Source organism: Tenacibaculum retecalamus, from assembly GCF_027941755.1.
In the GTDB taxonomy this organism is placed as follows: Bacteria; Bacteroidota; Bacteroidia; order Flavobacteriales; family Flavobacteriaceae; genus Polaribacter; species Polaribacter haliotis_B.
Genome location: NZ_CP115916.1, coordinates 1,243,246 through 1,258,491 on the forward strand (window position 1 = coordinate 1,243,246; position 15,246 = coordinate 1,258,491).

Annotated in this window: 9 protein-coding genes and 1 pseudogene; 5 read left to right on the top strand and 5 right to left on the bottom strand. The window is 29.2% G+C overall.

Features of this window, described 5'->3' with window-relative positions; genetic code table 11:
- Positions 1-2: 2 nt before the first annotated feature.
- The 5 genes from PG912_RS06040 to PG912_RS06060 all read right to left on the bottom strand — a co-directional run bounded on the left by PG912_RS06040 (position 3) and on the right by PG912_RS06060 (position 7,178).
- Positions 3-1,631, bottom strand: coding sequence for an RluA family pseudouridine synthase (locus tag PG912_RS06040; protein ID WP_275688861.1), 1,629 nt, complete (start codon positions 1,629-1,631; stop codon positions 3-5).
- A 42-nt stretch (positions 1,632-1,673) separates the two neighbouring features.
- Positions 1,674-3,446 (bottom strand): AMP-dependent synthetase/ligase, encoded by a 1,773-nt coding sequence (locus tag PG912_RS06045; RefSeq protein WP_275688862.1) that lies wholly within the window; start codon positions 3,444-3,446, stop codon positions 1,674-1,676.
- 73 nt (positions 3,447-3,519) lie between these two features.
- Positions 3,520-5,292, bottom strand: a complete 1,773-nt coding sequence (locus PG912_RS06050) for an AMP-dependent synthetase/ligase (RefSeq protein ID WP_275688863.1) — start codon at positions 5,290-5,292, stop codon at positions 3,520-3,522.
- Positions 5,293-5,350: 58 nt separating this feature from the next.
- Entirely contained in the window at positions 5,351-6,055 is a 705-nt protein-coding gene (locus PG912_RS06055; protein WP_275688864.1) for a LytR/AlgR family response regulator transcription factor, read from the bottom strand.
- The gene (locus PG912_RS06060; RefSeq protein WP_275688865.1) at positions 6,048-7,178 is read right to left on the bottom strand and encodes a sensor histidine kinase; all 1,131 of its coding nucleotides are present in this window, start codon (positions 7,176-7,178) and stop codon (positions 6,048-6,050) included. The genes PG912_RS06055 and PG912_RS06060 overlap by 8 nt, the downstream gene beginning before the upstream one ends.
- 209 nt (positions 7,179-7,387) lie before the next feature.
- Here PG912_RS06060 and PG912_RS06065 point away from each other — a divergent pair, with 209 nt between their 5' ends.
- The 5 genes and pseudogenes from PG912_RS06065 (at position 7,388) to PG912_RS06085 (ending at position 15,239) form a co-directional block, all read left to right on the top strand.
- Entirely contained in the window at positions 7,388-7,606 is a 219-nt protein-coding gene (locus PG912_RS06065; RefSeq protein WP_275688866.1) for a hypothetical protein, read from the top strand.
- A gap of 11 nt (positions 7,607-7,617) precedes the next feature.
- Positions 7,618-9,063 (top strand): annotated as a pseudogene (locus tag PG912_RS06070) (serine hydrolase domain-containing protein); the annotation flags it as partial.
- Positions 9,064-9,332: 269 nt separating this feature from the next.
- Positions 9,333-10,217 (top strand): ABC transporter ATP-binding protein, encoded by an 885-nt coding sequence (locus PG912_RS06075; RefSeq protein WP_275688867.1) that lies wholly within the window; start codon positions 9,333-9,335, stop codon positions 10,215-10,217.
- Between the two features lie 3 nt (positions 10,218-10,220).
- Complete coding sequence (locus tag PG912_RS06080) at positions 10,221-13,784, top strand: ABC transporter permease/M1 family aminopeptidase (RefSeq protein ID WP_275688868.1); 3,564 nt, start codon at positions 10,221-10,223, stop codon at positions 13,782-13,784.
- Positions 13,785-14,081: 297 nt separating this feature from the next.
- Entirely contained in the window at positions 14,082-15,239 is a 1,158-nt protein-coding gene (locus PG912_RS06085; protein ID WP_275689021.1) for an alpha/beta hydrolase, read from the top strand.
- Positions 15,240-15,246 lie beyond the last annotated feature (7 nt).

The window sequence follows — 15,246 nt, forward strand, 5'->3', positions numbered from 1 at the left end:
TTTTAAAATGGAGCAGGAGAAGTAAATTGTACTTCTTTTTTGTTAATTGGATGCCTAAAAAGGATGCTTTCTGCATGTAAATGTAATCTGTTAGCTTTCATTCCATACAAATCATCACCTGCAATAGGTGTGTTTAAACCTAAATTGTGTGCAGCATGTACTCGTAACTGATGTGTACGACCTGTAATAGGGTAAAAATATACTTTTGTTTTGTTATCTATAACTTCAATAGTTTCCCATTTAGTAAGCGCTTTTTTACCGTGTTCGTAACATACTAATTGTTTAGGTCTGTCATCTAAATCAACTCTTAACGGTAGGTTTATTTTGCCTTCTTTTTCTTCAAAAGTACCATCTAATAAAGCAATGTAGCGTTTTTTTATAGTTCTATTGATAAACTGCGCTTGTAAAGATTTATGAATGATTTCGTTTTTAGCGATCAACAAAATGCCAGAAGTAGACATGTCTAAGCGATGAACAATCAATGATCCGGTAGCATTTGGATATTCCTTTTTAATTCTACTATACACCGAATCTTTAACTTCTTTTCCCGCTACAGATAATAATTCATGTGGTTTGTTGATTACAAGCAGATACTCATCTTCAAATATAATTTCAATTTCTTTTTTCGTTTGAAGTTGTGCCATTAGCGGATTCTCATAAACAGTTAATCCCTGTAACATATGATGCAAGATAGGTTTACATTTACCTGTACAGGCAGCATAGTACTGTTGGTGTTTTCGAATAGCAGTAGCCGATGGTTTACCCCACCAAAATTCTGCCATGCAAATAGGAGTAAAGTTGTTTAAAAAAGCATATTGTAACAATTTAGGGGCGCAACAATCACCAGCACCAGCAGGAATATTTTGGGTAGAATCTTTAAAAATAGTTAATAGATTTTCCTTTTCCTTTTCCTTTTTAGCGTTTAAGAATTCATATTGTTTAAATATTTCTTGTTGACCAGCTGCAGAAAGCTCTTTTCGTTCTTGTTTTAATTGCTGTATTTGTAGTAGGTAATTAGTATATTTATCTTGTATAGAAGTTATTTGATTGTTTAAATATACTTCGTATTCACGTAAATAAAACTCCTCATTAATATTAAGTTGATTGTCTTGTTTAGAAAGCTCTTTTCTTAATTTTCTGCGTGCTTTAATTATCTTTTTTTCTTCACTTAAAAGAATTTCATTTTTTGATACCCTTTTTAAATATGATTTTTTAATTTTTAAATAATCAATATTACTTTCTAATTTAGAAAGTTGAAGATTAATTTGATTGTTTTTCTCTTCTGTTTTTAAGAATACTCCGTTTTTAACTAAAACATCGTATACTGGTGGTACGAATTTTTTATGATGATTCGTTCCAGCAATTTTACCTGAAAAAGCAGCTAGATATCCTAATTCACCATCATTTTTTTTAACAACTAATACTCCAAACATTTTACCCAAAGCATCTTTGTCTTTCTGATTTTTTATGCCAAAGTTATGTGTAAAATCTGTTTGATTTTTTAAGTACTCTTGTAATTCTTTAGTAGCTATTTTAGCTAAAGAATGTGGTGTATAGTTATGCGGATAATCAAACTTATTGGGTAAAGATATAGTATTTATTTTAGTAGTAAACGATAAGAATTTATCCATAATAAAAAGAAAAAGTGTTGCTTTCACAACACTTTTTAAAAATTAACAATTATATATTTTATCGTATAAATCTTTATAAATTTCTTTGATAATTTTACGTTTCATTTTCATAGTAGGTGTAAGGTGTCCTCCATCTATAGACCATTCTTCTGCCGTTAATTCAAAACGCTTAATCATTTCCCATTTTCCAAATTTAGAGTTACAAAGTGTAACTTCTTCTTGAATACGTTCAATTACTTTTGCGTTATTAATTAAATCAGTATTATTTTCGAATTTAAGATTATGTCTTTTTGCCCATTCTCTTACAAAATCGAAATTTGGTTGAATAAATGCAGCTGGCATTTTTTCTCCTTCTCCAACTACCATTACTTGTTCTATAAAACGTGATTGTTTTAACTCTCCTTCTAATAATGGCGGAATAACATATTTACCACCAGAGGTTTTAAACATTTCTTTAGTACGACCAGTAATTTTTAAGAATCCATCTTTATCAAGTTCTCCTTTATCACCAGTATAAAAATAACCATCTTTTAAAACTTCAGCAGTTTTTTCAGCATCTTTATAATAGCCTAACATTACGTTAGGTCCTTTTACTAAAATTTCACCTGTTTCAGCAAATTTCAGTTCTAATCCGTCAATTAATTTACCTACGGTTCCAGCTCTAAATCCGCCATTTCTAACATCATTTACTGTAATTACTGGAGAAGTTTCAGTAAGACCATAACCTTCCATTACAGGCATTCCTGCGGCAGCAAAAATTCTTGTTAAACGTGGTTGTAAAGCAGCAGAACCTGAAACCATTAATTTTAAATCACCTCCTAAAGCAGCTTGCCACTTCGAGAAAATTAATTTACGGGCAACACTTAATTGCTTTTCATACCACCATCCGTTAGCTCCGTATGGTTTGTATTTTAAACCTAAATCGATTGCCCAAAAGAACAATACTTTTTTGATACCTGTTAAGTCAGCTCCTTTGGCATAAATTTTATCATAAATTTTTTCATATAACCTAGGAACAGCTGTCATTACATGAGGTTTTATTTCTTGTGCATTTTCACTTAGCTTATCTATCGCTTCAGCAAAATAAATAGAAACGCCACAATATTGATATAAGTACAATATCATGCGTTCAAAAATATGACAGATAGGTAAAAAACTCAATCCGCGTTCTTCTCCATATAAAAGCGGTACTCTTTTTTCACTAGCTAACACGTTAGATACAATGTTACCATGAGAAAGCATTACACCTTTTGGTCTTCCCGTAGTACCAGAAGTGTAAATTAAAGTAGCTAAACTATCAGAAGTAACTGCATTTTTACGTTCTTCGACTTCATTTTGATTATCGGTGTTTTTACCTAATTCTAAAATTTCTTTCCAACTTTTTTCATTGGTAATATCATCAAAAGTAAAAACGTCTTTAAGGCTTGTATTTCCTTTAATCTGATTTAGTTTTTCTAAAACAGTTTCATCAGAAACGAAACAATAAGTAGCACCTGAGTGATTTAAAACATATTCGTAATCTTCCTTCGATATTGTAGGATAAATAGGTACATTTTGCGCACCTGTTTGTAAGATACCAATGTCACAAATATTCCATTCTGTACGGTTGTTTGTTGAAATTACAGCTATCTTATCATTAGGTTGTACTCCTAAACGCAATAAACCCCTACTAATAGTATTGGCTTTGTTAATATATTCGTTGGTAGAGATTGACTCCCATTTACCATTATATTTGGTGGTAAAAGCTTTTTCTAAATTATAAGTTTCTTGTTGATAATAAGGAAAATCAAAAAGACGGGTAATTTCAATCGACATAAATTTCATTTTTTTGCGTCTTGCAAAGTAGGGAAAATAGCTTGATTGTACAAGTTTCACCTTAATGGTTGATTTATTGTTGATTATATATTTTTTTATATAAATTATTGTATTTTTCTAAGATAACTTTACGTCTCATTTTCAATGTAGGTGTTAAATGCCCTGCATTAACTGTCCATTCATCTGTTGTAATTTCGAAACATTTTACTTGTTCCCATTTCCCGAATTTTAGATTGTAATAATCTATCTCTTTTTGAATTCTTTCAATTAGTTTTTTATCTGTGGAAACATTATTAACCGTATACTTGTGTCTTTTTGCCCATTCCTTCACAAAATCAAAAGAAATTTGGATAATTGCTGCGGGCATTTTTTCACTTTCTCCAATGACCATTACTTGTTCTATAAAGCGTGATTTTTTTAATTCGCTTTCTAGTACCGCAGGAGCAATATATTTACCTCCAGAAGTTTTAAAAATTTCTTTTTTTCTATCTGTAATTTTTAAGAAACCTTCTTCGTCTATTTCTCCGATATCTCCGGTATGTAAATACTCGTTTATAATAGTTTTTTTGGTTTGTTCGGGGTTTTTATAATAGCCCATCATAATGTTAGTTCCTTTGACTAAAATTTCACCATCATCAGCAATTTTTATAGAAACATCTTTAATTGCTTTACCAACAGTGCCTATTTTAAATCCTTTATTTCGCATGTCGGTTACAGAAACGGCAGGAGAGGTTTCTGTCATTCCGTAGCCTTCAAAAACAGGAATTCCGGCTGCTGTAAAAATTTTAATTAGCCGAGGTTGCATAGGAGCGCTTCCTGCCAACATAAAATCTAATTTACCACCTAAAGCTTCTTTCCATTTAGAAAAAACGAGTTTTCGAGCTATTTTTAATTGAAATTCGTACCACCAACCATTTTCTTTATATGGTTTGTACTGTTCGGCTAACTGTAATGACCAGAAAAATAATCGTTTTTTTATGCCAGTTAAATCACTGCCTTTATCAACAATTTTATCAAAAACCTTTTCTAATAATCGAGGTACTATCGCCATGAAGTTTGGGCGTATTTCACGAAGATTATCTCCGATTTTATCTATGCTTTCTGCAAAGTGAATTTCAAAGCCCATATATTGACAATAGTAGGAAGCGGCTCTTTCGAAAATATGCGAAACGGGTAGGTAACTAATGGCCTTTTTTTTATGGTGATGTAAATCTAAAGAAGTACTAATAGCAAAAATATTATCCACAATGTTCTTATGAGAAAGCATTACTCCTTTTGGCGTTCCGGTTGTACCAGAAGTGTAAATAATAGTGGCTAAATCTGATGGGTTTACTAATGCTTTATTTTTTTCAACAAGAGATTGAGTTTCGGTATTATTTCCTAAAGATAAAAAAGAACTCCAGCTATAATCTGTTGCTATATCTTCAAATGTAAATACTTTTTTTAGTTGCGTTTGATGCTGAACAGTAAGCACTTTCTCATATAAATCATTGTCAGAAACAAAGCAATAAATACTGTCAGAATGATTTAAAACATATGCATAATCTTTTTCTGAAAAAGTAGGGTATAAAGGAACATTTATAGCACCTGTTTGTAGTACACCAATATCTAAAACATGCCATTTTGGTTGATTTGTAGAGGTAATAACTGCTATTTTGTCTCCAGGTTTTATACCAAGATTTAATAAGGCTCTACTTACAGTATTCGCATCATTAATATATGTTTGTGTTGATACATTAACCCAAGTATTCTTTTCTTTTGATACAAAGCATTTTTCTTGTGGATACTGGCTAAGTTGATAATAAGGAAAATCGAAAAGACGTGTAACTTGTGTTGATTTATGCATATTAGTTCGTTTGGCATAAATCTATTAAAAAAATAATAATTACAAGAATAAAATAAATTTAGTGATTAAAAAGTTCACTTACTCGACTCTTATAAGTTTGTCCAATAGGAACTTTGTGTTCTTTTATTAAAATACGATTGCCTTCAATAAATTTGATTTTATCAATAGCTACAATAAACGATTTATGAACTCGTAAAAAATTGCCATCTGTTAAAATAGTCTCATAATGTGATATCTTTTCATGACTAACAATCATTTCATCAATTAAGAATAGTTTAGTATAATTTCCGTAGGCTTCGATATATAATAAATCATTTAAGTCAATTTGATGATGTTTTTTATCACCTTTTACAAAAAAACGAGTTGTTGATGAAGTGTTATTAGTAACTTCTTTAATAACTGTTTTTGTTGATTGGTTTTCTGAAACTTTATTAACGGCCTTAACCAAACGATCAAAACTAAAAGGTTTTAAAATATAATCAACAACATTTAATTCAAAGCCTTCTAAAGCATGTTCTTTATACGCTGTAGTAATAATCGTTTTAGGAGGTTTTGTTAATGTTTTTAGAAAATCTAATCCTCTTAATTTAGGCATATTAATGTCTAAAAACATAAAATCAATTGTGTTTTCATTTAAAAACTGCATTGCTTCCATTGCGTTGTAACAATTCTTTTCTAATTGTACATGTGGCAACATACTACAAAATTCTTCAATAATTTCGTGTGCTAAAGGTTCGTCGTCTATGATGATATATTTAAGCATGTTTCGCAATTTTTAAAGTAGTTTTATAAATGTTGTTTTGATTATTTACTTGTAATTCATGATTGTTTTTATAGACTAAAGATAATCTTTTCTTCAAGTTTTTTAATCCGATGCCACTAGATTGGGTTTTTTCTTTAGAATCAAAATTGTTTTCTAATTCAAAATAAATAGCATGTTTATCTTCATATAAATTGATATGAATAAATGCGTTTTCAGCAAGACTTTCTACACCATGTTTAAATGCGTTTTCTAAAAGAATGATGTAGAGCAAAGGCGAAATTGTTAAACTTGTGTTTATTGTATGGGTAAAAGTGATTTCTACCGTTTTTTTATAGCGAATTTTATGTAATTGTATATAATTTTCTAGGTATTCAATTTCATCAGCAAGTTCTACTTTCTCTTTTTCTCCTTCATAAATGGTATAACGCATCATGTCAGATAATTTTAGAATAACTTCTGGCGCTTGTTTCGAATTCTTAATTGTTAAAGCGTATAAATTATTTAATGTGTTAAAGAAAAAATGAGGGTTTATTTGCGCTCTTAACAAAGATAGTTCAGTATTCGATTTTTCGGCTTTTAAGTTCTGTAGCCATTTCCATTGCTCAAAAATCCATAATGAAAATAATATAGGGATTGGTATGAAAAATACTGTAAAAGGAAACTCTTTTTTAATTTCTAAATACGTTTCTAATCCGCCAGTAAACAATCTCAAATACATGAAATATAGAAATATTGGAACATAAAAGAAAGCAATTAATTTCCAATATTTTTTAAAAAAACTAGGTGCTAATAAATAAGCGGTTCCAATCCAAAAACCTATTAATAAAATAAATGTAATTGGATTGTCTGGTAGTTGCATAAAAGTATCAATCGCTAATGCTACAAAAAATAAAACAAACAAAACAAGTACACTTAACGCAGTTTTCTTATTTCTTTTTAAATACTTATAATTATGCATTGGCAAAGCAATTACCAATCCCCAGATAAATGCGAAAATAAAGATCTGATAAGTTTTATCCTCAGGAAGAATAATTAAACCTAAATAGTCTAATAAATAGAAAATTGGAATTATAACCGTAAACCCAAAAATAAAGGCTTTGTACTTTTTAAAAAATTGAATCATACTTCAAAATTACTATTGTTATAGCGTCTTTGCAACAATATTGATATACACTGTTCATTTTATGTTCAACAAGACATTTTTTTAGACAAACACTTTTCAGCTAGTTTCTTGTTAAATATAACACAATAAAAAAGCAGTTTGTCATTTTAGTTTTAAAACTCTTTTTACCTGTAATATTTTTGCCCCAAGTTAATCTTAAATCGATAAAAATGAAAAATTTAAAAATATTACTACTTAGTTTATTAAGTATTTTTTGTGTGAGTGCACAAGAAAATAGTGAGCAACAAACAAAAATAGATGCCATTTTCTCTAAATGGAATAATCCAAATTCTCCTGGTGGAGCTGTAGGAGTTATTAAAGAAGGAAAATTAATTTTTGCAAAAGGATATGGAATGGCAAACTTAGATTACAACATTCCTAATGGCTAGAAACTGTATTTAAAATAGCTTCTACTTCTAAACAATTTACTGCAGCGAGTATTATTTTGTTATCACAACGAGGAAAACTTTCTTTAGATGATAAGTTGAGTACATTTTTTCCTAAATTTCCTTCGTATGCTAATGATATTACTATTCGACATTTATTAAATCATACAAGTGGTATTAGAGATTATATAATTCTTGCTAGACTTTCTGGCTTAGGCGTAAATGATTACTATACAGATAAAACGGTTGGTAAGCTATTAATGAGTCAACAAGAATTAAACTTTAACCCTGGAGAAGAATTTGTATATAGTAATTCGGGTTATTGGTTGTTGGGTCAAATTGTCGAAAAAGTTAGTGGTGAAAGTTTGGCCGTTTTTGCAAAGAAAAATATTTTTGATCCTTTGAAAATGAAAAACTCTCGTTTTCATGATAATTTTGTTGAGATTGTAAAAAACAGAGCAACTGGCTATAGATCAAATAGAAAAAATGGGTTTAACCAATACATGACCACACTTAATATGATTGGTGATGGTGGATTATTAACGACTATTAATGATCTTGCTAAATGGGACGCCTCATTTTATGATACTTCAGTTTTTAATAAAGATTTTTGGAACCAAATGTTACAATTAGGAACTTTAAATAATGGTAAAAAAACACCCTATGCTTCTGGTTTAGCATTTAGGAATTATAAAGGATTAGAAGTAATTCATCATAGTGGTTCTTTTGTAGGATATAGAACGCAGTTTATTCGTTTTCCAAAAGCAAAGTTTTCTGTTATTGCTTTAGCTAACAGAACTGATACTGATCCGTCAAAATTGGCTTATAAAATTGCTGATTTGTTTTTAAAGGATCAGTACAAATCAAATAATACGATTAAAACAGAAAAACCTGCATCAAAAAAGAGTAGCGAAAAAGCAGTATTTGTTACGTTATCAGAGAAAGAATTGAAGGTTTTTGAGGGAGACTATTGGGATAATAAAAGTAAATCTAGTCGTAAACTTGTTGTACGTGATGGTATGTTAAATTATGTAAGAAGCAATGGAAGAGCTACTAAAATGCGACCAATAGCAAAAAATAAATTCCAAATGATTGGACCACGTGTTCCAGTAATACTAACCGTTAATTCAAAAGCTAATAATTTTAGTATTAAACTTCCAAATGCAGCGCCAACATTTTTTGTTGCTTATCAACCAGAAACCACTTATAGTCAAGAAGATTTAAAGGAATATGCTGGCGAATATTATAGTGTTGAATTAGATGTTGTTTATTCCTTAAAAATGAAAAAAAATAGTATTGTTCTTTTTGTAAAAGGTGATTCAGTTGGAGAAGTAACACCAATTAAGAAGAATTTACTAAACATTAATGGAAGACAAATGTTTGAGTTTAATAAAGCAAGAAATGTATTTAGATTATCTATGCTAGGAAGGGTTAAAAATATAAAATTTGTTAAGAAATAGAAATTTTAAAATACAATCTAATCACTCAAAAGTCCCTTAATTGGGACTTTTGTTCTTTTATAAACATATTTAAAATAACGACATCATCTTTTAAAGGTTAAAACTATTCAAACAATACTAAATTTTATACAAACAACACGTTTTTTTAGTTGAACTTAAGATAGCTTAAAATTCAAGTTATCTGAATTGAAAAAAGCCTTGTTTATCATCTTTAATTTAAGGAGGAGTTAAAATATTTCATATTTGTGTATAATTTAAAACATCAGAAAATGAATACTTTAAAAATAAAAAACTTAACAAAAATATATCCAAACGGTGTAAAAGCATTAAACGGAATTAGCTTAGAAGTTACCAACGGAATGTTTGGTTTATTAGGTGCAAATGGAGCAGGAAAATCTTCTTTAATGCGAACGATTGCTACTTTGCAAGAACCCACTTCTGGAAGTGTTTCGTTTAATAATGTTGACATTATTGAAAAGCCAAATAACTTAAGAAAACATTTAGGGTACTTGCCACAAGAATTTGGTGTATATCCAAAAATATCAGCAGAAAAATTGCTAGATCATTTAGCTGTTTTAAAAGGAGTTTTAAATAAAAAAGAGCGTAAAGAACAAGTTACAGCTTTATTACAGCAAGTAAATTTATATCAGCATCGAAAAAAATCGGTATTTACTTTTTCTGGCGGAATGCGTCAACGTTTTGGTATTGCACAAGCATTATTAGGCGATCCACAAATTATAATAGTTGATGAACCTACTGCAGGTTTAGATCCAGAAGAAAGCAATCGTTTTTTAAATTTATTAAGTGAAATTGGTGAAAATGTAATTGTTATTCTTTCAACTCATATTGTTGAGGATGTTAAAAATTTATGTCCAAAAATGGCAATTATGTCTAATGGTGAAATTATATCACAAGGAAATCCAAAAGAATTAGTGGCAAGTATTGAAGGGAAGATTTGGTCAAAGATTATTCCCAAAGCAGATATTGCTATTTACAAAAAGACATTTCAAGTAATTTCTACAAAATTGGTTGCCGGTGAAACTCAAATTAGAGTTTTATCTGATGATAAACCCGAAAGTGGTTTTGAAATGATTACTCCAAACTTAGAAGACTTTTACTTCGCAACATTGTTTAATCAAACTTTAAAAGCCTAAATTATGTTTAAAAAATTAATCCAATTCGAAGTTTTTTATCAATTAAAACAAAGAGCATTTCCAATATTTGTAATTTTATTTTTAGCATTAGGTGTATTTATTGGAAGACAAGGTTTTGCACCTACAGGTGTTAATTTTAATGCTGTATATCAAGTTTATTTTTACACCAATATTATTACTTTAGGAAGTGTATTTATAACTATGTTTTTTGCAATAAGTGCTATGCTAAGAGATAAACAGCATAATATGGAAAGTTTAATTTACAGTTCTTCAATAACCAAAGCACAGTATTTTTGGAGTCGTTTTTTAGGAACTTTTATTTTTAGTGTGTTGGCTTTTTCTCCTTTTCTTTTAGGATATTTCTTAGGAGTAAACCTCTCAGATTTAGACCCCGAGCGTATCAGTGAATTTCATATAATGACTTATCTACAGCCGTTATTATATATGGTAATTCCGAATATTTTCATTTGTTCTACAATTATTTTTTCTGTAAGTACAATCACAAAAAATAGTACAGCAACCTATGTAAGTGCCGTATTTATTTACATGCTGTATTTTGTGAGTTCTATTTTTTTAAACTCACCGTTAATGGCGCAATCTGTACCTGCATCATCAGAAAGTATGGCGATGGCAGCGATTGCAGATCCATTTGGAATTGCAGCTTTTTTTGAGCAAACACAGTATTGGACACCTTTTCAGAAAAACACACAGTTACTTTCGTTATCAGGATTGTTTTTAAAGAACAGAATTTTTTGGGTTCTTGTTTCTCTTGGTTTTCTGTTGGCTACTTATAAAATGTTTTCTTTCAGAAAAATCACTAAAAAAGTAAAAAAAGAACCAAAAGTTAAAAATGTGAAACAAGAGTTATTGGCTTATAAACCAATAAAAGGATTGCATAATTTTAAAGCACAAAGACTAGCCTTTTTTGCATTGTTAAAAATAGAATTGAAAAGTGTTTTTAGGAGTTTACCTTTTATAGCAGTCTTATTGATGTGGATGTTTATAGTATTCTCAGAGTTATATTCGTCTGTTATTGGAGGTGGAGAATATGGCGTAAGTGTATATCCTTTTACCAATAAATTAACCGAATTAATTGTAGATCCGTTAACTATCTTTAGTTTGATATTGATCATTTTTTATAGCTCAGAAATTGTTTGGAAAGAACGAAGCCTACATTTTAATTTGATAATTGATGCGACACCTGTAAAAAACAGTACATTCTTTTTTTCAAAGTTTAGTGCTTTGATATTACTTCCAATAATTTTGATAACTGTTGGAGTAGTTCTTTGTATTGCATTTCAAATGGCTTTAGGATATTCTAATTTTGAATTCGGTTTATATGCTTCATTATATTACTATTACGGATTGCAATTAGTCGTTTTCTGTATGATTGCTTTATTTGTTAATAGTTTGGCAAAAACTAAATATATGGGAATGGGAATTTTTGGATTGATTGTATTATTAACACTTAAATCTGAAATGTTAGGATTAGAACATCCACTTACAAGTCTTGGTTTTTTACCTAGATTGGAATCTAATAATATGGATGGTTTCAACGGTGTTTCAAATTTATATAATCATTTAGCAATGTATTGGTTGGCTTTTGGATTGTTGTTAATTGTACTTTCTTTCAAAATTTGGAATCGTGGAATTATAGCTAGTTTTTCAGTAAAAGTGAAGCAGTTTTTTACAAATTGGATCAAGATTCAGAAATTGAGTTTCTCATTTTTAACGTTTATGTTTATTGGTTTTGGAAGCTTGGTTTTTTACAATATAAATATCGTTTCTGAGTATAATACTTCTAATGACAGATTAGATTTTAGCGAAAACTACGAAAGAAAATTCAAAAAATATCAAAAAGTAAAAAGATTGTATCCAACTTCAAAAAAGACAAAAGTTGATATTTATCCTAAAGAAAGAAGTTACTTGTTAACTGCAAATTATATGATGATGAATCGTAGCGAAAAACCTATGTCACATGTATTTGTTACTGAAAGAATGGCATTAGAATCTTTGCAAATAGAAGACGCTATATTAATAGAACACGATTCTGATTTTGGCACTTATCTTTTCGAATTTAATAGCGCATTGCAACCAAATGATTCTGTTGTATGCAACTTTAAATTAATAAATAAAGTAAAAGGTTATGAAAATAACAATTCTATTGTAAACAATGGAACTTATATCAATCGTTTTAGGAATTTTGAACCAATTTTGGGGTATACAACTAGTTTTGAAATCTCTAACACAAGGGAACGTCAAAAAAGGGGTTTGCCAAAACGTATAGAAGAAAATAATAATTCGGATGCACATATTGTAATGGAAGATGTTAAATATGAGAAAATAAATTTCGAAACTATTATTTCTACATCAAGTAACCAAACAGCCATTAGTTCTGGTCGATTGTTAAAAGAATGGACGGAAAATAATCGAAACTATTTTCATTATAAGTCTAGTAGAAAAATTTCACCAGAAGTAGGGTATTTTTCAGCAAAATATAAAACTAAGAAAACAAATTATAAAGGTGTTGCTATTGAACAATACTATGATCAAAACCACGATTTTAATATTGATGATATTGAAAAGAGCATCCAAGAGACGTTAGATTACTGTCAAGAAAATTTTGGTGCATATCAATTTGATCACATAAGAATTGCAGAAGTACCTGCACATTGGCCTTTTGGTGGATTTGCACATCCAGGAGTTATTAGTATGGTTGAAGATAGATTATATTTATCTGATGTTAGTAACGAAGATACTTTTAATGTAGTTGCAAAAAGAACCATTCACGAAGTTGCGCATCAATGGTGGGGACACACATTATCTTCTAAACCAGTTGCAGGAGGATCTTTTCTTGTTGAAGGACTTGCAAAATATACAGAAGCTGTTGTAATGGAAAAAATGTATGGAAAAAACGCTTTGTACACATTAGCGGAAGACACAAGAAGCAGGTATTTTTCTGGAAGATCTTTTGCTTCTGAAATAGAGCCGCCAGTTTATAAAGTAGACGGACAAAGTTTTATTTCTTACGGAAAAGCATTAAATGTACTATTAGCTTTGAGAGATTTAGTAGGCGAAAAACAAGTAAATTTAGTTTTAAAAGCGTTGACTGATACTTATAGAAATAGTAATAAGTTAGAAGTAACTACTTTAGATTTTTTAACTGAAGTTTATAACGTAACACCAACAGAACAACATGATTTAATTAATGATTGGTTTAAAAAAGTAATTACTTATGATTTAGGAATTGAAAATGCTACAACAAAAGCATTAGCAAACGGAACATTTGAAGTATCGATAAAAGTAAAAGCAAAACGTTTAGAAACTTTAAATTCTGGAGAAGTAAAAGAAATAGCAATAGACGAACCTATTAAAATTGGGTTGTTCTCTAAGCACCCATCAAATGTGAAAGATGATAACTCGATTTTATACTATGAGTCTAATCAAATCAACAAAGAAATAACTGAGATTAAAATCATCGTAAATGAAAAGCCAAGTTATATTGCAATTGATCCTTATGGAACAAGATCTGATGAGAACTTAGTAGATAATGTTTTTCAATTATAAGAATTAACTTTTCTTTATTATTTTATTAGTAGTTATTCCAAATAACTATTTACAGTTTTATTCTTGATTAATAAAAAGGGTTAGAAGAGTATGTAAAATATTCTATTCTAATCCTTTTTTTATGTACTTGTAGACGTTTAATGCCTATTTGTCTAAATTTTTAAAAGCAAATACAATTATTTAGTAATATTGAAACTTACAGAAATCATTTAAAATGAAAAAAAACATTTAATTCTAAGTTTATTTTTTTTAATTTTCTTAGTATCAATTAATGCACAAGTAAAAGAAATAGGAGATATTACTTTAGGGAAAAAATTTGCAGTAACATCTAAAGTATTAAATCAAACTAGAGAGATTCAAGTTTATTTACCAAAGAGATACAAAGATTCAATAAAAAAGAACTATCCAGTTATATATGTTTTAGATAGTCAAGATTATTTTAATTCGGTTGTTTCTTTTCAAGAAATGTTGATAAAGAGAGGGATATTTCCTGAATTTATAATGGTAGGTATAAAAACAGATATTGTTAAAAGAAGAATTTTATTTGATGAACATAAAGGAGCAACTAGCTTTATAAGTTTTTTAGAGCATGAATTGATTCCGTTTATAGATAGCAGTTATAGAACAAATAAAGAAAAAGAACGAATATTTTTTGGCTGGGAAATGGCAGGCGGAATTGGTGTTGAAATTATTGCTAAAAAACCAAATTTATTTAGTGGTTATATCATAGCAAGTGCTACTAATGTAAGAGGAACAAGAGTAAATTCATTAGAAAGATATCTTAAAGAATTTAAAAAACATGAAGCTCCATTTTTATTGATGACGGCAGCACCAGATGAAAGTTGGCTGAATAAAAATGAAAAATTACGTTCATTTTTTGATAAAAATAAATATGATGATTTGAATTGGAGGTATTCGATTTTTAATAGAGAGCAGCATCATACAACACCATTTAGAGCAATTAATGAAGGTATTATAGATTATTTTTTTAATTACAATCCAGTTACTTTTAGAACTCTAAAAGAGTATGAAGATTTTGGAGGATTAGATGGCTTAACATCATTCTATAAAAAAAGAGCAGAACGCTTTGGAGTATCGGCAACAATTGATGACAGTACTAAAATGTTTATTTTATACAATGCTGTTGTAGAAAATAATTACGAAAGATTTGTTTATTATGAAAATGCTTTCGAAGGACACCTTGAAAGTAATTCTGGAGCTAATTGGTTTCATAGATATGGCAGTTTCTATTTAAAGCATAGAAACTTAAAAGACGCTCTATATGTCTATAATTATGGACTAAAAAAATTGGGTGATTCTAAATTATTATATAGAGGTTTGGGTGATGTTTATTCTAAAATGAATAAAAAAAACAAAGCAAAAAAAGCATATAAAAAAGCTTTAAAAATTGACCCTGAATATAAACAAGCTTTAGAAGGTTTAAATAAAATTTAATATCATA